The sequence below is a fragment of the Kitasatospora sp. NPDC001095 genome, assembly GCF_053598615.1.
In genome coordinates, this window is the sequence record NZ_JBSFKQ010000008.1 from 100170 (window position 1) to 118310 (window position 18141).

Here is an 18141-nt window from a genome sequence, read left to right on the forward strand (position 1 = left end):
ACCCGCCGTGCGGGCACTGCCTGACGGTTCGTTCGTCGCCGCACGGCATGCCCGCCACGCCCGCGCAGGGGCGGACGGGACACCTGTGCGGCTAGACGATATCGCGTCCGAAGGGGCGGCATGTTACGGGAGGGCGGCTTCTGCGGGCCAATCGACCCGCCGGTCGGGCCCGGTTGGGTAGGGGAGGGGGTGAACGGGGTATCCGACGGCCGGGCCGATGCCCGATCATTGGTCGGCGGGCCGTCAGAACGCCTGACGGGAGCAGGGGGAGAGGACTGCATGGTCTCGATCTGGGAGTACCTGCGCGGGGACAAGAGCTACACCTTCGACAACCCCGGTGGTCAGCACAAGGTCATACTCACCAAGTCGGCCCCGCAGCACGCGATCACCGGGTCGGCCGCCACCACCGGCTACCTCTACGTCAACCTGCACTGGACGATGAGCTCCGGGGGCGCCGCCCGGACGAGCCCGCGGGAGTCCGTCAGGCGGTTCTTCAGCCCGCGGATCCTGCGGCCGCAGGATCCGGACTCGCCGCAGAACGCCGAGCCGACCAACGTCGACCTCGACCTGGCCTGCATGTACGAGCTCTCCGACGGGAGCACGGGCGTGGTGCAGCCGCTCGGCGGGCTCTTCGGCGACCTCCAGAACGCGCCGTACATCAAGCTCAGCGGCGACGACCAGTACGGGGCGCCGTCCGGCGAGACGATGTACGTCAACCTGGAGAAGAAGGACAAGTTCAAGCGGCTGCTGATCTTCGTCTACATCTACGACGGCACGCCGGCCTTCGAGCAGTCGAACGCGGTGGTCACGATCGTGCCGCAGACCGGGCCGCGGATCGAGATCAAGCTGGACGAGCGGGCCCGGGCGGCGCGTTCCTGCGCGGTGGTGCTGATTGAGAACGCGGGGGACAACCAGCTGAGGGTGCGCCGCGAGGTGCGGTACGTCAACGGGTTCCAGGCGGACATCGACCGGCTGTACGGGTTCGGGATGCAGTGGCAGCGCGGGTACAAGAGCGACTGAGCGGTTGAGCGGCTGAGTGACTGAGCCGTTGAGTGCGGTTGGGCGACCGATGGCGATCGGTGGTCCTGTGGCGGGCGGGGCCGGGGTCGTCGGCGGGGCCGGGTTCGGCGGGCGGCCCCGCCGGGGGCGTCAGCGGGGCTGGAACTGCGGGCCCTGCGGGGGCAGCGCGAACTCCTCGCCGGTGGGTGCCGGGGGCTGGGCCGCCGGCGGCTGCGGCGGGACGGGCGGCTGCTGGCCGGTGCCGGGCTGCGGGTAGCCGTAGCCGGCGGGGCCCTGCTGCTGCGGGACGGGCTGGTGCTGGGGGGCGGGCTGGTTCGGCTGGACGGGCTGGTTCGGTTGGGGGTAGCCGTAACCGCCGGGCTGCGGGTAGCCGTAGCCGCCGGCGGGCTGCTGCTGGTGGGGGTAGCCGTAGCCCGTGCCGGGCTGGGGGTAGCCGTAACCGTTGCCGGGCTGACCGGGCTGACCGGGCTGACCGGGCTGACCGGGCTGACCGGGCTGGCCGGGCTGGCGGGCCGGGGGCGCGGTGGGCGGCGGGGGCATGGTCGGCGGGGCCGCGGGCGGCGGCGGGGTCGCCGGTGCGGGCGCGGGGCCAGCGGCCGGTACGGTGGCCGGAGCTTGGGCGGGCGGTGTCTGCGGGACGGCCGGGGCCAGGGTGAAGGTGCCCGGCTCGGGGGTGGTCGAGCGCGGGTCCGGCATCGGGGTGCTGCGCGGGTCGAGCGTGCCGGCCGCGGTGGTAATGGACCCGGGCGCCTGGGCCTGGGCCTGGTCGGCCTCCGCCTCGTCGTCCACGGTGATGCCGAAGTCGGTGGCGAGGCCGATCAGCCCGGAGGTGTAGCCCTGGCCGATCGCCCGGAACTTCCAGGCGCCGGAGCGGCGGTACAGCTCGCCCGCGACCAGGGCGGTGACGTTCTCGGCGTCGTCGATCTCGAACTCGGCGAGTGCGGGCGCGCCCTCGCCGGCCGTGGCGTCGAAGAGCAGCAGGCGCAGCCCCGGCACCGCACGGAACGGCCCGCCCTCGGAGGAGCCGGCCAGCACCACGCGCTCCACCCCGGCGGGCAGCTTGCCCAGTTCGACCTCGACCGTGTCGATGATCTCGGCGCCGCCGGAGGTCTGCTGCTTGGGCAGGTGGCGGACCAGGCCGGAGGGGTGGCGGGGCTGGTTGTAGAAGACGAAGTCGGCGTCCGAGCGGACCTTGCCGGTGGCGCCGAGCAGCAGCGCGGACGCGTCCACGTCCGGCGCACCGGGCGTGGCGCTCCAGCGCAGCACGGCGCGGACCGCCGCCGCCGGCAGTGCGATGTTGGCGCCCTTGGCCATCACGTGCGTCATAGCCGACCATCCTGCCTGTTCGCCACCCCTTCGGACAACGTGACCGGAGCAGTCCGTGCCGCGTCGGGCTTTGCCAAGACTTGCGCTTTCCGAGGTTTGCCGCCGTCGATTCCGAGGTTCACGGCCGCCACAACCGTGATCATCCATGATCGCCCAAGTGGACCGGGATGTTCCGGGAGTTCAGTGCCGGGGAACCGGGACCGGCCGGATCCCGTCCGTACGATGGGCGGTCGAAAGGTCCCCGGGGGGTAGGCACAGGGGCGTCCGGCGGAGGCGTGCCCGGGAACCATGGCACCCGGTCGGCCGGTTGACCAGGGTGTCGTCGGCAACGGGCCGCAGGCCGGTCCACTTCCTGGAGGAGAGCACCTTGCGCCATTTCGGCCACCTCGCCGAGGACGTACGCGGCCGGCTCTTCCTGGAGCAGCCGCGCCCGTTCAGCGCGCGGAGCGGGCCGACGGTGCTCGCCACCGCCCTCGGCGGCACCCTCTACAGCCCGGCCACCAGGCCCGCGCTGGCCGCGGACATCCGCAAACTCGCTGGTCGGGGCGTGGTGTCGATGGTGCTCTGCCTGGAGGACGCGATCGCCGACCACGAGGTGGACGCGGGCGAGCGGAACCTGGTCGAGCAACTGAATGACCTGGTCAAGAATTTCACCGACTGTACACAGAGCCACCCCTTGCTCTTCATCAGGGTCCGTGCCGCCACCCAGATCCTCGACCTGGCCGAACGCCTCGGACCGGCCGTCGAACTGCTCAGCGGCTTCGTGCTGCCGAAGTTCACCCCGGCGAACGGCGGTGAGTACCTGGCCGCGCTGGCCGCCGCCGAGGCCGCGACCGGGCGGCGGCTGTTCGCCATGCCCGTCCTGGAGTCGCCCGAACTCGCCCACCTGGAGACCAGGCGGGAGCAGCTCTTCGGCATCGCCGAACTGCTCGCCGGCCACCGCGACCGGGTGCTCGCCGTCCGGCTCGGCGTCACCGACCTCTGCTCCGCGTACGGCCTGCGGCGCTCGCCCGACCTCACCGCGTACGACGTGGCACTGGTCGCGGCGGTGATCGGGGACGTGGTCAACGTGCTCGGCCGGGCGGACGGCACCGGGTACACCGTCACCGGGCCGGTCTGGGAGTACTTCCCGGTGCAGGAGCGGATGTTCAAGCCGCAGCTGCGCCGGACCCCGTTCGCCGGGGCCTCGCTCTCCGCCGCCTCCGGGGCGCTCCGGGCCTCCGGCGAGGAGGTCCGCCGGCGGATCATCGAACACGACCTGGACGGGCTGATCCGGGAGGTCGAACTCGACCGGGCCAACGGCCTGCTCGGCAAGACCTGCATCCACCCCAGCCACGTTCCGGCCGTGCACGCCCTCTCCGTGGTCACGCACGAGGAGTACTGCGACGCCCGCGACATCCTCCGGCAGGAGGAGGACGGCGGCGGGGTACTGCGCTCGGCGTACACCAACAAGATGAACGAGGCCCGGCCGCACCGGGCCTGGGCGGAGCGGGTGCTGCTGCGGGCGGAGGTGTTCGGGGTGGCCCGGGAGGACGTGAGCTTCGCGGAACTGCTGTCGGCTTGCCTGTGCGGCTGACCGTGCGGCCGGTTCCGGAGCGGCCGACTCCCGTATGGCTGACCCCTGTACGGCTGATGCCTGTACGGCTGGCTCCCGTACGGCTCTCGCTCCCGGGTGGCCGGTACCCGGGGGCCGACTGTTTCCGTGGCCGAGCCCGAGCCGTTCCCTCCGGTTCCCCCGGGGTGGATAGGACGGATCCGTGAGCGCGGATATGACCAACGCACCATCGCACCACCGAAGGCAGGACCAGTAGTGACAGCAACACCGCAGACGTGGACCGGCCGTTGGGTCGCCGACCGGGCCGGGATCGCGCTGACCGGCTCCGAGCGCCTCCCCGAACTCGTCGGTCTGGCCCTCCGCTCGGGGAACCCCAAGCGCTCCCACCTGCTGGTCTCCACCGTGCTCGGCAAGCACGTGCCGCAGCGGCCCTCGGTGGTCCACGGCACCGGACTCGAACTCGGCCGCCGGGTCCGCGAACTGCTCGGCGCGCGGGCGGCCGGGCAGGCCGTCGTGCTCGGCTACGCGGAGACCGCCACCGGCCTCGGCCACAGCGTCGCCGACGGCCTGGACGCCCCCTACCTGCACTCCACCCGCCGCCCGGTGCCCGGCGTGGCCCCGGTCGGCGGCTTCGAGGAGGAGCACTCCCACGCCACCTCGCACCTGCTGCTCCCGGCCGACCCCGGGCTCCTCGCCGGGGACGGGCCGCTGGTGCTGGTGGACGACGAGTTCTCGACCGGGCAGACGGTGCTCAACACCATCCGTGCCCTCCACGCCCGCCACCCGCGCGGGCACTACGTGGTGGTCGCCCTGGTGGACCTGCGCTCCGCGGCCGACCGGCGGCGGCTCGACCTGACCGCCGCCGAACTCGGCGTCCGGCTGGACCTGGTGGCCACCGCGAGCGGCGGCGTCGAGCTGCCCGAGGACCTGCCGAGCCGGGCCGAGCGGCTGATCGCCGAGGCGGCGGGGGAGGCGGCGGGGGATCCGGGGGATCCGGGGGTTGCGGGTCCGGGGGTTGCGGGTCCAGGGGCCGGGCGCACGGCGGCCGGGCACCCGGAGGCGGCAGGCGTCGCGCCGCTGGCCCGGGTCGAGCTGGACTGGCCCGCCGGCCTCCCGGACGGCGGCCGGCACGGCTTCACCGCCCGCGACCGTGCCCGGCTGGACGCCGAACTGCCCCGGCTGGCCGGTCAGTTGGCCGAGGCCGTGCCCGCCGGGGCGCAGCGGGTACTGGTGCTCGGCTTCGAGGAGCTGATGTACGCGCCGCTGCGCCTGGCCGACGCCCTCGCCGAGCGGCTCGGCGGCGACCGCGTCCGGTTCTCCACCACCACCCGCTCGCCCGTCCTGGCGGTGGACGACCCCGGCTACGCCATCCGCACCCGGCTCGCCTTCCCCGCCCACGACGACCCGCAGGACGGCGGCTCGCCCGAGCGCTACGCGTACAACGTCGCCCCCGGCAGCGACCCGGCGAGGCGCTTCGACGCCGTGGTGCTGGTGGTCGACGACGTGGCCGACACCCCGGCGCTGCACGAGGGTGAGCGGGCGCTGCTCGGGCAGCTGCGGCGGGTGACCGACCAGGTGGTGCTCGCCGTGCTGCCCTCGCACCGGCCGGTGGCCGTGGCCGCCTCGGCGTCCGCGGGCGCCTCGCCGTCCGCGGCGCGGACGGTGGCCGAGGCGCCGTCCGTGGTCGAGGCGCTGCCCGCGCCCGCCTCGCAGTCCGTGGCCGCGTCGCTGCCCGCGCCCCTGTACGGGCCGGCGTTCTCCTCGTACCCGGCCGAGGAGGTGGCCTGGCTGCTCAAGGACCTCTCCGGGGTCGCGCTCGAGGCGCCCACCGAGGAGCGCGAGGAGGCCGTCCAGAACGGCGGCGCGCACTACGCCGAGTCGTTGCCGGTCGAGTACCAGCCCAGCCCCGAGTACCAGGAGCTGTTCCACCAGGCGCTGCGCGACTCCGCCGGCCGGATCGCGCTCGCCGTCGGCACCGTCGCCGAGACGCTGCTGCGCGAGCGCGGCCCGGGGCTGGTGCTCGCCTCGCTGGCCCGGGCCGGCACGCCCGTCGGCATCCTGGTCCGCCGCTGGCTGGCCTTCGCGCACGGCCTGTCCGTGCCGCACTACACGGTCTCGATCGTGCGCGGCCGTGGCATGGACCCGGTCGCGCTGCGCTACCTGGCCAACCACCACCGCGCGGAGGACGTGGTGTTCGTGGACGGCTGGACCGGCAAGGGCGCGATCACCCGTGAACTCGCCGGCACACTGGCCGGCACCGGCTTCGACCCGGACCTCGCGGTGCTCGCCGATCCGGGCCGCTGCGTGCGGACGTACGGTACCCGGGACGACTTCCTGATTCCGTCCGCCTGCCTCAACTCCACCGTCTCCGGGCTGGTTTCGCGCACGGTGCTGCGGGCCGGGCTGATCGGGCCGGACGACTTCCACGGCGCCAAGCACTACGCCGAACTGGCCGGGAGCGACGTCTCGGCGGCCTTCCTGGACGCGGTGGCCGCCCGCTTCGGCGAGGTCCGCGCCGCGGCCGTCGCGGGCGCCGACCGGCTCGCTGACGACCCGCACCGGGCACCCGACTGGGCCGGCTGGGCCGCGGTCGAGCGGATCAGCGCCGAGTACGGCATCGGCAACGTCAACCTGGTCAAGCCCGGCGTCGGTGAGACCACCCGGGTCCTGCTGCGCCGCGTCCCCTGGCGGATCCTCGCCCGGCGCGGCGCAGGTGCGGACCTCGACCACGTCCGGCTGCTCGCCGCCCAGCGCGGCGTGGAGGTCGAGGAGGTGGACGGCCTGCCGTACACCTGCGTCGGCCTGATCCACCCCCGCTACAGCCGCGGGGCGACCGGGGGCGACGGGCACGCCGTGGCGTCGGTTCCGGGGGCGGTTCCCGGTGCGGGTTCGGGCGCGGTTCCAGGCGCGTTTTCCGGTTCGGGGTCGGGCTCGGGCTCGCTTTCGGATCCGGTTTCGATTTCGGTCCCGGGGAGGGATTCCTGATGGGTGTTCTGGTGGCCAGCGACCTCGACCGGACGCTGATCTACTCCGAGCGGGCCATGGCCCTGGCGGCCCCCGACCGGTCGGCGCCGCGGCTGCTCTGCGTCGAGGTGTACCAGGGGAGGCCGTTGTCCTTCATGACCGAGCGCGCCGCCGGACTGCTCACCGAACTCGCCCGCGAGGTCTGCTTCGTCCCGGCCACCACCCGGACGCCGGAGCAGTACGGGCGGGTCAACCTGCCGGGGCCGACGGCGGACTGGGTCCCCGCGTACGCGATCTGCGCCAACGGCGGGCAACTGCTGGTGGACGGCGTCCCGGACGGCGACTGGCGGGCCGAGATCACCGCGCGGATCGCCGCCGGATCGGCCCCGCTGGAGGAGGTCGTGCGGCGGCTCGCCCTGTGCGCCGACCCGGAGTGGACGCACAAGCGGCAGGTCGCCGACGAGCTGTTCGCCTACCTGGTGGTCGAGCGCGCCGCGCTGCCGGAGGGCTGGCTGGCGGAGCTGACCGGCTGGTGCGCCGAACGCGGCTGGACGGTCTCCCTGCAGGGCCGCAAGGTGTACGCGGTGCCCGCGCCGCTCACCAAGAGCGCCGCGCTGGCCGAGGTCGTCCGGCGCACCGGCGCGGACACCGTGCTGGCGGCCGGGGACTCGCTGCTCGACGCGGACCTGCTGCTCGCGGCGGACGCCGGCTGGCGCCCCGGGCACGGCGAGCTCGCGGACAGCGGCTGGACGGCCCCCGGCGTCACCGCCCTGACGGAGGTGGGGGTGACGGCGGGGGAGGAGATCGTCCGGCGGTTCCTGGCGGGGGCGTCGGCGCTGCCGGTCGGGGTCTGACCGGCTCGGAACGGCTTCCGGGTCAGCCGCAGCAGCCGCCGCCGCAGCAACCCCCGCCGCCCCCGCCCCCGCCCCCGCCCCCGGCGGCGGGGGCCGGCTGGGAACCGGCCGCGCCGGTGACGGCGACGGTGGACAGCAGCTTCACGGTGTCCTCGTGGCCCTGGGGGCAGACGGCGGGGTCGTTGGCCTGGGCCATCGGACGGCGGAGCTCGAAGGTGGCGCCGCAGGAGCGGCAGCGGAAGTCGTAGCGAGGCATACCGGCAGCGTACCCAGCGGGGCGCCCGCCGGTCGCCCGGTCGAGGTGGTTGGTGACAGACGCCCGGCCGCGTGTCACCGGTGGCCGCCGAGGTCCCCGCGGATCAGTTCGATCACCCGGGCCGCCGTGTCCCGCACCGCCGCGAGCTCGGTCAGGAAGTGCCAGTAGTCGGGGTGCCGGCCGGCCGCCTCCAGCGCGGCCACCGCGCGGTCCAGCCGGGCCACCGCCTCGTCCAGCGGGGCGGCGTGCCGCGGGTCCGGCGCGCTGCGCCCGGCCATCGCCAGCCGCTGGGCGTCCCGGATCGCGAAGCGGGCGCGCTCGATCTCCCGGTTGGGGTCGTGCTGCACCTCGTTCAGCTGCCGCAGCCGGTCGTTCACCGCGGACACCGAGCCGTCGGCGGTCTCCAGCAGCGCGCGGACCGTCCCGATCGCGGCAGTGGCGTCCGCCCAGCGCTGCTCGTCCCGGGCCCGGGCGGCCTCGGCGAGCTTGCGCTCGGCGGCGCGCCCGGTCTCCGCGACCTGCTCCGAGACCCGCTGGAGGTCCTGCCAGCAGGCGGTGCTGAACCGGCGGCGCAGCTCGCTCAGGGCGGGCTCGACCGTCTCGGCCTTGGTCTCCAGTGCCTGGATCCGGGTGCGCAGGCTCGCCACCCGCCGGTCGATCTCCCGCGCCCGCTCCGGCAGCTGCCCGGCGTCGGCGGCGATCGCCTCGGCGCGCTGCTTCACGTCGTCCGCGCGCCGAAGGGTGTCCGCGACCCCGTGCCGGGCCGGGCCCTCGTTCAGCCGGCCGAGCTCGGGCGCCAGCTCGGCCAGCCGGGCCGCCAGGTCGTCCGCCCGCAGGCCGGCGCCGCGCGCCTCGTCCAGCGCGGTGGTGGCCGCGAGCAGCGCGCGCTTGGCCTGCTCGACCGCCGGGGTGACCCGCATCAGCTGCTGCTCGGCGTGCTGGATGGTCGGCTGCAGGCGGCGCAGGAAGTCGTTCAGCTCCGCCCGGGCCGAGCCGAGCTGGCCCTTCACGTCCTCCAGGAGGCGCTTGGCCTGCGCGGCCGTGCCCGCGTCCAGGGTCTCGCTGTCCAGGTTGTGGGCGTCGAGCGCGGCGAGGTAGTTCACGGTGACCTGCTCGACCCGGCCGGAGATCGCCGCCAGATCGGCCAGCGCGTGCTGCGCCGTCCGGCCCTCCTCGGCCGCGCGGACCGTCTCCACCGCGAGCTGCACCTCGCGCTGGGTCTCCTCCAGCTCGTAGAACGCCTCCTGGGCAGCCGCCCGGGCCTCCCGGGCCTGCGCCCGTCCGCCCTCACCGCCGCCGCGCCGGCCCCACCAGCCGGTGCTCCCGGCCGAGGCCAGCCCGACCGCCCCCAGCGCACCCGCCAGCACCACCGGCAACACCAGTGCGTCGGCCAGCGCACTCCCCGCCCGACGCCGCCCCCGCCCGCTCCCGCCGGCCACCGTCACTGCGCGCTCCCTGCTCCGAACCGCTGATCCGGCCCCATTCTCCCCGATCCCCCCACCGGCCCGTCACCCCCTCCCACCCCGTGCACCCCACCGCGCCCCGCCCCCTCACCCGCTGCCCCACCAGACACCCGTCCCCCACCACCCCCCGGGACCAGGTACCCTAGGCACTCGTCGTGCGCCCGTCGGGCCACGACGGGGGGCGCGTAGCTCAGTGGTAGAGCGCTGCTCTTACAAAGCAGATGTCGGCGGTTCGAAACCGTCCGCGCCCACCGACACGAGGGCCGGCCCGGGAGGTGTACACCTCCCGGACCGGCCCTTGATCGTTCCCGGTGTCCTGCCGATCCGTCGCACCTGCTGGTCCCCGTCGGTCGGTTTCGGCGGGGCCGGAAACGGCTGATGCCTTGGACATGGGTTCCAGGAGAGACACGAGGGTCGGACGTGGTGGCGTCGGTCGCCGTGCTGGCGGTCGAGTAGGCCAAGGCCGGCGGGATGCAGCTCCTAGGTGAGGGCGGGCTGCTGCGGCAGCTGACCCGGCACCTGCTCCAGGAGGCCCTGGAGGCGGAGGTGGACGAGCACCTGGCGGGCTCCGCCGAGCCGGACCCTACGTCCCGCAAGGGCGGCAACAATTGCAACGGCTAGACGATCACCGACCGGGCCCTGGAGGGGATGGCGGACTGGCGGACCCGCCCGCTGGATCCTGTCTACCCGGTGCTGTTCGTGGACGCGGTGAACATGAAGGTCCGCGACGGGCCAGGTCGCCAACCGGCCCGTCTACGTGGTGCTGGGCGTCACCGCCAACGGCTACGGCGACATCCTGGGCCTGTGGACCTCGGGCGGCCCGGGAGCGGCTCGCCGAGTTTGCCGTCGCCTGGGAGGCGAGCTACCCGGCGGTGGTGAAACTCTGGGAGAGGGCCTGGCCCGAGATGGTCCCCTTCCTTGCCTTCGACACCGAGATCCGGAAGATCATCTGCACGACCAATGCCATCGAGAGCCTCAACTCCCGCTACCGCCAGGCCGTCAGTGCCTGCGGCCACTTCCCCGACGAGCCGGCCGCCCTCAAGCGGCTCTACCTCGCCACCCTTGCCCTCGACCCCACCGGACGCGGCCGGCAAGGCTGGAGCAACCGATGGCTCGGCGCCCTCAACGCGTTCGACATCGCCTTCGATGGCCGCCTGTCGGCCGGACGGCTGTGAGCCAACCGGCCCATACCTCACAACAAGATCAACACCTGCCAAATGGGTGCCGTACATAAAGTCCCGATAGAACCGAAAGGTCCTCACGCGCTGACCCTTTGGCCTTCGTGGGGCTGGTCAACTGTCGTCAGGTGGACTCGTTCTTGAGCGCAGCGCTATGGAGGAGCAGGGCTGTCTTCTTGAGTTCCCGACGCAGTTTCTCTTGGTGTTGCCCGTAAGTCTTGAGCGCGTGGCAATTGGGACACAGGGCGATCATGTTCGACGGTATGTCCGGGCCGCCCTTGCTCAGGTCGTGGATGTGGTCGACCTGCAGGATCGGTTGGCCGGCAATGGTCAGCTCCGTTGGGTGGCCGGCACAGGTGGGGTTTTCACAGAGACCCTTGCTTCTGCGGACCACAGCGGCGCGGGCGCTCGGGTTTCGCACATGACGATCGACCTTGGTCGGGCGCTTGGCGTCCTTCCGTCGGGTGCTGTGGGACTCCGCGGCATCGTTCAGGCGGCAGTAGGCCTCCGAGTCGCTCTCGGAGGAGTGACGCGCAGTTGAATCGATGTCTCCGGGCTGGTACTCCGTCGTCTCGTCGTAGAGTTCCCCCGTGTCGCTCGCCAGCGCTTCCTCGACGTCATGCGGCCACGTTTCGCGCAGCGGAGAGGGCACCGGAGCAAGGATCCAGACGAACTCCCGACGCCACTCCTTGTCCGTCCCCTGGCCCCACCGGAGCCGACGCTGGACGACCACTACCCAGGTTTCGAAGGTGAATTCCCCTTCAACGGGCTTGTGCCAGTAGCGAAGCGGTCGCTGAGCGGTCTGATGCTCGGCCAGCGCCTTGTTTCCATCGATGAGTCTCTGGTCGCCCTTCAGACCGTCTCCGACATAGGCGATCCAGTCCGAGTCTGCAAGTCGGCCATCGTCATAAGGGCCCTTGTCCGTGGAGAACGTGCTGAGGATGCCATCGCCGAGACTGCCGATGCCAGCCATCCGTTCCCCGCCGTAGGAGTGCCAGATGGCTTCGCGCTTCTCGAACTTCTCCCCGATGAGCGGCCGGAGGGAATCCGCCCACCGGCTGGTGAGGATGTCTCGAAGGCCGAGGTCCTCCAGGAGATTAGCGGGCAGCGGGTAGAAGAACCGCAAGATGAGTCCTGCTGCGGCTTCCGCAGCTATCTCCGGCTGCGCCTGGAGCAGTTGGTAGTCCGGTTCCGGGAACCCTGCCTTGGGGTTGATCCGGTTCAGCGAGTCGAGGGTGGGGCGCCGGGACCTGGTCTCGGTGGCCGAATCGCTGGGCTCGCTGGGTTCGATCTCCCAGAGGTCGTCACCGACGAGCGCGGTGAACGGATAGTGGGCGGCTTTCGAACCATCTCGAACATTGCCGTACTTCTCCAGGAGCGGGGCGAGTGCAGCGCGTGTCTCCGTCCACGATCGTTCACGGGGGGCGCCCGCGATCGCCTGACCGATGGCCCACAGGACCAGGAGCGGGCGGTGCGGGGCCGGTCCGGTCTTGCGCATGGCCGGACGGAGGCTCCCGACACGCCGGCTGAACGTTCGGGGCGGTTTTGTCGTCGCGAACCCTTCGCGTTCCAGCCACTTCAGGGCTTGCTTCGGACCACCGCTGAACTGTCCTTGTTTGAGCGCCTCTCCGCAGTCAAAGAGATGTGCCACTCCCGCGATGGCCTTGGAGTCGTAGTGGCGGCCCTCGTGAAGGAGGAGGTGGGCCGAGACCGCTCGGTACCCGTAAGTGTCACGGAAGACTTGTTCCCCGAGTCGGTCGTGTTCTGCGATTGCTTGCAGGATGCCTGAGCGCGTGATGCCACCGATCTCCATGGAGGAACGGTAGAGCACGCCTCCGACATGGCGGGGCCACGGGCCCGTGCTGGTGATGAGCAGCGTCTTCGCCGCTTGCCGGAGCGGTCCGGCGGCGGTGTGGTCGTGGGTGGCGGGGGACGGGGTGGGGGGTGAGGATCGGGGGGACCGGGCGGACCCATGAGAGTGGTGGGCGGATGGCTGAGCAGGTCGGGGAGTCGCGGGCGGAGCTGTCCTCGCGCCTGAACTGGCTGCGGGCGGCCGTGCTGGGGGCCAATGACGGCGTGGTGTCGACGGCCGGTCTGGTGACCGGTGTGGCGGGGGCGGCGGGTTCGCGGACGGCGCTGCTCGCGGCCGGGGTGGCCGGGCTGTTGGCGGGGGCGATGTCGATGGCGGCCGGCGAGTACGTGTCGGTCAGCACCCAACGGGACACCGAGCGGGCCGCGTTGGCGCAGGAGCGGCGGGAGCTCGCGGAGGATCCGGAGGGGGAGCTCGACGAGCTGACCGACTACTACCGGGGGAGCGGGCTGGCGGACGGGCTGGCCCGGGAGGTGGCGATGGCGCTGACCGAGCGGGATGCGCTGGCCGCCCACGCGCAGACCGAACTCGGCATCGACCCGGACGTGTTGACCAACCCCTGGGAGGCGGCGCTGGCCAGTGCGGCGGCGTTCACGCTGGGCGCGCTGGTGCCGCTGCTGGCGGTGCTGCTGCCGCCGGAGTCGTGGCGGCTGCAGGTGACGGTGGCGGCGGTGGTGGTGGCGCTGACCCTGTCGGGCTGGGCGAGCGCCCGGCTGGGGGGTGCCGGCCCGGGTCGGGCGGTCCTGCGCAACGTCATGGGCGGGTTGTTGGCGATGGCGGTGACGTACAGCGGCGGTGTGCTGCTGGAGCAGGTCGCCGGGTGACCGTGCTCCCCCGGCCTGCCGACCGGGCGCGGGCGTGGCCCGGGCACGCGGGGTGACGGCGCCGGGCGGCTCGACAGGCGAGCGGGTGCGGCCTGTGTTTGTGTGGCTGCAAACCGCTTGGGAGAGGTGAATCGCCGTGACCATGCCCCCGTTCGGATCGAACGATCCGTTCTCCGACCTGCTCAGCCGGTTCTTCGGGATGAGCCCGCTGGCCTCTCCGCCCGCCGTGCAGCGGGTGCCGATCGGGCGGCTGCTCAGCGAGTCCTCGCAGGAACTGCTGACGCTGGCCGCGCGGCGGGCCGCCGAGGACGGATCCAGCGACCTCGACACCGCGCACCTGGCCTGGGCGGCCACCCGGGTGGAGCCCTCGCGCCGGATGCTGGAGCGGGCCGGCATCGACCCGGACCGGCTCTCCGGCGACCTGGAGCACGCCCTGCCGTCCGGAAGTCCCGATGTGGTGGGCGGCCGGCCGGCGCTCACCCCCTCGGCCAAGCGCGCGCTGCTCGCCGCGCACGCCCGCTCGCAGGAGGTCGGCGCCTCGTACATCGGTCCCGAGCACATCCTCGGCGCGCTGCTCGACCAGGAGCGCTCGGGCGCCGGCGTGGCGCTGCGCAACGCCGCGCCCTCGCAGGAGGCGCTGAAGTCGGTGCTGGAGGGGCACGGCACCGGCGGTGAGCGCAGCAGCACGGGAGCCCACCCGAGCGAGACGCCGACGCTGGACGAGTACGGGCGCGACCTCACCGAGGAGGCGCGCTCGGGCCGGCTGGACCCGGTGGTGGGGCGGGCCGAGGAGATCGAGCAGACCGTCGAGATCCTCTCCCGGCGGACCAAGAACAATCCGGTGCTGATCGGCGAGCCGGGTGTCGGCAAGACCGCGATCGTCGAGGGCCTGGCCCAGCGGATCGTCTCCGGGGACGTGCCCCGGAGCCTGCGGGAGAAGCGGGTGGTCACCCTCGACCTGACCTCGTTGGTGGCCGGCTCCAAGTACCGGGGCGAGTTCGAGGAACGGCTGAAGAACGTGATCGACGAGGTCACCGCGGCCGAGAAGAGCGTCATTCTGTTCCTGGACGAGCTGCACACCGTGGTCGGCGCGGGCAGCGGCGGCGAGGGCTCGATGGACGCCGGCAACATCCTCAAACCGGCGCTCGCGCGCGGCGAGTTGAGCGTGGTCGGCGCGACCACGCTGGACGAGTACCGCAAGCACGTGGAGAAGGACGCCGCACTGGAGCGCCGCTTCCAGCCGGTGCTGGTGCCCGAGCCGAGCGTCGAGGAGACGATCGAGATCCTCCAGGGGCTGCGCGACGCGTACGAGGCGCACCACCAGGTGCGGTTCACCGACGAGGCGTTGGATGCCGCCGCGACGCTCTCCGACCGGTACGTCAGTGACCGCTTCCTGCCCGACAAGGCGATCGACCTGCTGGACCAGGCCGGTGCGCGGGTCCGGCTGCGCAGTCTGAGCGGGTCCACCGAGGCGACCGGGGTGCAGGACCGGATCACCAAGCTGAAGCGGGAGTTGGAGGAGGCCGTCGCGGACGAGGAGTTCGTCCGGGCCGCCAACCTGAAGACGGAGCTGCGGCAGACCGAGGACGAGCTGGCGGCGATCGCCGAGTCCCACGAGGGGGTCGTCGACGTGACGGCCGACGACATCGCGCAGGTGCTGTCCTCCCGGACCGGCATCCCGGTCGCGGAGCTGAACGCGACGGAGAAGGAGCGGCTGCTCAAGCTGGAGGAGCACCTGCACGAGAAGGTGATCGGCCAGGAGGAGGCGGTCACCGCCGTCGCCCAGGCGGTACGCCGCGGCCGGGCCGGGATGGGCGACCCGGAGCGGCCGACCGGCTCCTTCCTCTTCCTCGGCCCGACCGGCGTCGGCAAGACCGAGCTGGCGAAGGCGCTGGCGGCGCTGCTGTTCGGCGACCCGGACCGGATGATCCGCTTCGACATGAGCGAGTTCCAGGAGAAGCACACCGTCTCCCGGCTGGTCGGCTCCCCGCCCGGGTACGTCGGCTACGAGGAGGCCGGGCAGCTGACCGAGGCGGTGCGCCGCAAGCCGTACAGCGTGCTGCTCTTCGACGAGGTGGAGAAGGCGCACCCGGACGTCTTCAACCTGCTGCTCCAGGTGTTGGACGACGGACGGCTGACCGACTCCCAGGGGCGTACGGTCGACTTCCGCAACACTGTGGTGATCATGACCAGCAACATCGGTTCGCAGCGGATCCTCGACCGTGTCGGAAGCGTGGACGCCCGGAGCGGAGCTCCTGATCAGACACTCAGGGACGACCTGATGCGCGACCTGCGGCAGCAGTTCCGTCCCGAGTTCCTCAACCGGATCGACGAGGTGATCGTCTTCCACGCGCTCACCCGGAAGGACCTGCTGTCGGTGGTGGACCTGCTGCTGGAGCGCAGCCGGCGGCGGCTGCGGGCCCAGGACGTCCGCCTGGAGGTCACCGAGGCGGCCAAGGAGTACCTGGTCAACCGGGGTCACCAACCGGAGTTCGGGGCCCGGCCGCTGCGCCGGACGATCCAGTCGGAGCTGGACAACCGGATCTCCAACCTGCTGCTGGACGGTTCGGTGCGGGAGGGGGACACCCTGATCGCGGACGTGGGCGACGGGGAGCTGGTGGTCACCCTGGCGCGGCCGGAGGCGTCGGCGACCTTCGCGGAGGCGGGGGCGGGGGCGGGGGCGGGGGCGGAGGCGGAGGCGGGGGCCGGCGCGGCCGCCGCGGAGGGCTGAGGACGACCGGCCGAGGGCGTCCTTCCCAAGGGCGGACTCCCCATGGGCGTACTCCAGCGGGAGTACGCCTGAACGCCACTGGTGGAGGACGCGCGGGGACGGGGCGCGGGTCTAGCTTGTGGGCATGATGCCGCCCACGCCCCCGCCGACCGAGCCGCCCCAGGCACAGCGGCCGGCGGAACAGCCACCGGGGCAGCCGCCCGGGAAGCCACCGGAGCGGCCGCCCGACCCGTGGCGCCCGCCGTGGGCGCGTGCGGCCGGGGCGGGGTACCCGCTCGGGGTCGCGGCGGCGGTCGCGGTGCTCCAGGTGGTCGGCTCGACCTTCGCCGCGCACGAACAGCGCGGGCGGGCCCCGCTGGACGCCTTCGGCTACCTGCTGCTGCTGATCGGGCCGGCCCTGCTGGTGCTGCGCCACCGCCGGCCGGTCGCGGTGGTGGCCGGCACTTCGGTGGTCACCGCCGGGTACCTGGCCGCCGGGTACCCGTACGGGCCGGTCTTCGTGAGCTGGCTGATCGCCTGCTGCGTGGCGATCGGCTCCGGGCACCGCCGGGCGGCCTGGGCCGGCGCCGGCGGCGTCTACCTGGTGCACCTGCTCGGATCCTTCGCCCTGCCGGAGAGCTGGCAGCGTGCCGCCCCGCCGTCCGGCAGCGTCTGGCCGCAGGAACTCGGGCTGCTGGCCTGGCTGCTGCTGGTGATGGCGGGCGGCGAGCTGGTCCGGTTCCGGCGCGAGCGGATCGCCGCCCACCGGGCCTACCGACAGCAGCTGGAGGAGCGCCGGGCCGACGACGAACGGCTCAAGATGGCCCGGGAGTTGCACGACATCCTGGCGCACAGCCTGTCGCTGATCAACATCCAGGCCGGGGTGGCGCTCGCGTTGCTCGACCGGCGGCCGGAGGAGGCCCGCAGCGCGCTGGTGACCATCAAGTCGGCCAGCAAGGAGGCGCTCGGCGAGGTCCGCCAGGTGCTCGCCACGCTGCGCGGGCCCGGGGCGGCGCCACGCGGGCCGGCCCCGGGGCTGGACCGGTTGGACGAACTCACCGAGCAGGCGGACCGGGTGGGCCTGGAGGCGGAGGTGCAGGAGCGTGGGGAGCGGCGCGCTCTCCCCGCCACCGTCGACCTCACCGCCTTCCGGATCGTCCAGGAGGCGCTCACCAACGTGGTCCGGCACTCGGCGGCCCGGCAGGCGGTCGTGGTGCTGGACTGGACGGACCAGGCCGTGCTGGTGGTCCGGGTGGAGGACCCGGGGCCGGCGGTGCTCGGTGACGCGGGCGGATCCGGCAGCGGGCTGGTCGGGATGCGGGAACGCGCGGCGGCGTTCGGTGGCACCATCAGCGCGGGGCCGCTGCCCGACGGCGGCTTCCGGGTCCGGGCCGAGCTGCCGACACCGAAGGCGGAGAGCGATTGATTCGGGTACTGCTGGCGGATGATCAACTGCTGGTCAGGGCGGGCTTCCGGGCCCTGCTGGACCTCCAGGACGACGTCACGGTGGTCGGCGAGGCGGACGACGGGGAGGCCGCGCTGTGGCTCGCCCGCGAACTCGTGCCGGACGTCGTGCTGATGGACATCCGGATGCCGCGAATGGACGGGCTGGAGGCGACCAGGAGGATCGCCGACGACCCTGCGCTGTCCTCCGTACGGGTGGTCGTGCTGACCACCTTCGAACTGGACGAGTACGTCTTCGAGTCGCTGCGCTCCGGGGCGGCGGGCTTCCTGGTCAAGGACACCGAGCCGGCCGACCTGCTGCGGGCGATCCGGGTCGCCGTCGCGGGGGACGCGCTGCTCTCGCCGGGGGTCACCAGGCGGCTGATCGGCGAGTTCGCCGCCCGGTCGAAGGCACCCGAGGCCGGGCCGCAGGGGCTGCCGGACATCTCGATGCTGACCGAGCGGGAGCGCGAGGTGCTGGCGCTGGTCGGCATGGGGCTGTCCAACGAGGAGATCGCCCGGCGGCTGGTGGTCAGCCCGCTGACGGCGAAGACGCACGTCAGCCGGGCGATGCTGAAGGTCGGCGCGCGGGACCGGGCGCAACTGGTGGTGCTGGCCTACGAGTCGGGGCTGGTGCGGCCGGGGTGGCTGGGCTGAGCGGGCACGGTCCGTGAGCGG

At 73.1% G+C, this 18141-nt stretch carries 12 protein-coding genes, 1 tRNA gene and 1 pseudogene; 10 read left to right on the top strand and 4 right to left on the bottom strand.

Annotated features, from left to right (window positions below; all coding sequences use genetic code 11):
* Positions 1–279 precede the first annotated feature (279 nt).
* Positions 280–1020: a Tellurium resistance gene (locus ACWDBB_RS10350; protein ID WP_449789167.1), complete on the top strand. Its 741-nt coding sequence runs from the start codon at positions 280–282 to the stop codon at positions 1018–1020.
* A 129-nt stretch (positions 1021–1149) separates the two neighbouring features.
* Here the strand turns inward: ACWDBB_RS10350 and ACWDBB_RS10355 are convergent, their stop codons facing one another.
* On the bottom strand, positions 1150–2346 hold the full coding sequence (locus ACWDBB_RS10355) for a TerD family protein (RefSeq protein ID WP_449789168.1): 1197 nt from the start codon (positions 2344–2346) through the stop codon (positions 1150–1152).
* A gap of 367 nt (positions 2347–2713) precedes the next feature.
* Between ACWDBB_RS10355 and ACWDBB_RS10360 the strand changes: the two genes are divergently transcribed.
* From ACWDBB_RS10360 to ACWDBB_RS10370, 3 genes are all read left to right on the top strand, one after another.
* Positions 2714–3922, top strand: a complete 1209-nt coding sequence (locus tag ACWDBB_RS10360) for an HpcH/HpaI aldolase/citrate lyase family protein (RefSeq protein WP_449789169.1) — start codon at positions 2714–2716, stop codon at positions 3920–3922.
* A gap of 234 nt (positions 3923–4156) precedes the next feature.
* Positions 4157–6886 carry a phosphoribosyltransferase gene (locus ACWDBB_RS10365; RefSeq protein WP_449789170.1) on the top strand — a complete coding sequence of 910 codons (2730 nt, stop codon included), beginning with the start codon at positions 4157–4159 and terminating at the stop codon, positions 6884–6886.
* The gene (locus ACWDBB_RS10370; RefSeq protein ID WP_449789171.1) at positions 6886–7719 is read left to right on the top strand and encodes an HAD family hydrolase; all 834 of its coding nucleotides are present in this window, start codon (positions 6886–6888) and stop codon (positions 7717–7719) included. The genes ACWDBB_RS10365 and ACWDBB_RS10370 overlap by 1 nt, the downstream gene beginning before the upstream one ends.
* 22 nt (positions 7720–7741) lie before the next feature.
* Here the strand turns inward: ACWDBB_RS10370 and ACWDBB_RS10375 are convergent, their stop codons facing one another.
* Positions 7742–7975: an FmdB family zinc ribbon protein gene (locus ACWDBB_RS10375; RefSeq protein WP_449789172.1), complete on the bottom strand. Its 234-nt coding sequence runs from the start codon at positions 7973–7975 to the stop codon at positions 7742–7744.
* 74 nt (positions 7976–8049) lie between these two features.
* Positions 8050–9420: a hypothetical protein gene (locus ACWDBB_RS10380; RefSeq protein WP_449789173.1), complete on the bottom strand. Its 1371-nt coding sequence runs from the start codon at positions 9418–9420 to the stop codon at positions 8050–8052.
* A 197-nt stretch (positions 9421–9617) separates the two neighbouring features.
* Between ACWDBB_RS10380 and ACWDBB_RS10385 the strand changes: the two genes are divergently transcribed.
* Both ACWDBB_RS10385 and ACWDBB_RS10390 read left to right on the top strand, forming a co-directional pair.
* Positions 9618–9689: transfer RNA gene (locus tag ACWDBB_RS10385), tRNA-Val, on the top strand.
* Between the two features lie 205 nt (positions 9690–9894).
* Positions 9895–10613 (top strand): annotated as a pseudogene (locus ACWDBB_RS10390) (transposase); the annotation flags it as partial.
* A 127-nt stretch (positions 10614–10740) separates the two neighbouring features.
* On the opposite strand, the gene ACWDBB_RS10395 reads toward ACWDBB_RS10390, so the two are convergent.
* On the bottom strand, positions 10741–12429 hold the full coding sequence (locus ACWDBB_RS10395) for an HNH endonuclease (protein ID WP_449789174.1): 1689 nt from the start codon (positions 12427–12429) through the stop codon (positions 10741–10743).
* Between the two features lie 176 nt (positions 12430–12605).
* Here ACWDBB_RS10395 and ACWDBB_RS10400 point away from each other — a divergent pair, with 176 nt between their 5' ends.
* The 4 genes from ACWDBB_RS10400 (at position 12606) to ACWDBB_RS10415 (ending at position 18120) form a co-directional block, all read left to right on the top strand.
* Positions 12606–13310 carry a VIT1/CCC1 transporter family protein gene (locus ACWDBB_RS10400; protein WP_449789175.1) on the top strand — a complete coding sequence of 235 codons (705 nt, stop codon included), beginning with the start codon at positions 12606–12608 and terminating at the stop codon, positions 13308–13310.
* Positions 13311–13452: 142 nt separating this feature from the next.
* Positions 13453–16041: an ATP-dependent Clp protease ATP-binding subunit gene (locus ACWDBB_RS10405; RefSeq protein WP_449789265.1), complete on the top strand. Its 2589-nt coding sequence runs from the start codon at positions 13453–13455 to the stop codon at positions 16039–16041.
* Between the two features lie 124 nt (positions 16042–16165).
* Entirely contained in the window at positions 16166–17446 is a 1281-nt protein-coding gene (locus ACWDBB_RS10410; protein WP_449789176.1) for a sensor histidine kinase, read from the top strand.
* On the top strand, positions 17443–18120 hold the full coding sequence (locus tag ACWDBB_RS10415; RefSeq protein ID WP_449789177.1) for a response regulator: 678 nt from the start codon (positions 17443–17445) through the stop codon (positions 18118–18120). Before ACWDBB_RS10410 ends, ACWDBB_RS10415 begins: the two co-directional genes overlap by 4 nt.
* The last annotated feature ends 21 nt before the right edge of the window (positions 18121–18141 follow it).

Bases quoted from the DNA above. Each gene is read 5' to 3' on its own strand.
- ACWDBB_RS10405 (WP_449789265.1), top strand. From the start codon at position 13,453: ATGCCCCCGTTCGGATCGAACGATCCGTTCTCCGACCTGCTCAGCCGG.
- ACWDBB_RS10350 (WP_449789167.1), top strand. From the start codon at position 280: ATGGTCTCGATCTGGGAGTACCTGCGCGGGGACAAGAGCTACACCTTC.
- ACWDBB_RS10355 (WP_449789168.1), bottom strand. From the start codon at position 2,346: ATGACGCACGTGATGGCCAAGGGCGCCAACATCGCACTGCCGGCGGCG.
- ACWDBB_RS10370 (WP_449789171.1), top strand. From the start codon at position 6,886: ATGGGTGTTCTGGTGGCCAGCGACCTCGACCGGACGCTGATCTACTCC.
- ACWDBB_RS10395 (WP_449789174.1), bottom strand. From the start codon at position 12,429: ATGGAGATCGGTGGCATCACGCGCTCAGGCATCCTGCAAGCAATCGCA.
- ACWDBB_RS10375 (WP_449789172.1), bottom strand. From the start codon at position 7,975: ATGCCTCGCTACGACTTCCGCTGCCGCTCCTGCGGCGCCACCTTCGAG.
- ACWDBB_RS10410 (WP_449789176.1), top strand. From the start codon at position 16,166: ATGATGCCGCCCACGCCCCCGCCGACCGAGCCGCCCCAGGCACAGCGG.
- ACWDBB_RS10400 (WP_449789175.1), top strand. From the start codon at position 12,606: ATGGCTGAGCAGGTCGGGGAGTCGCGGGCGGAGCTGTCCTCGCGCCTG.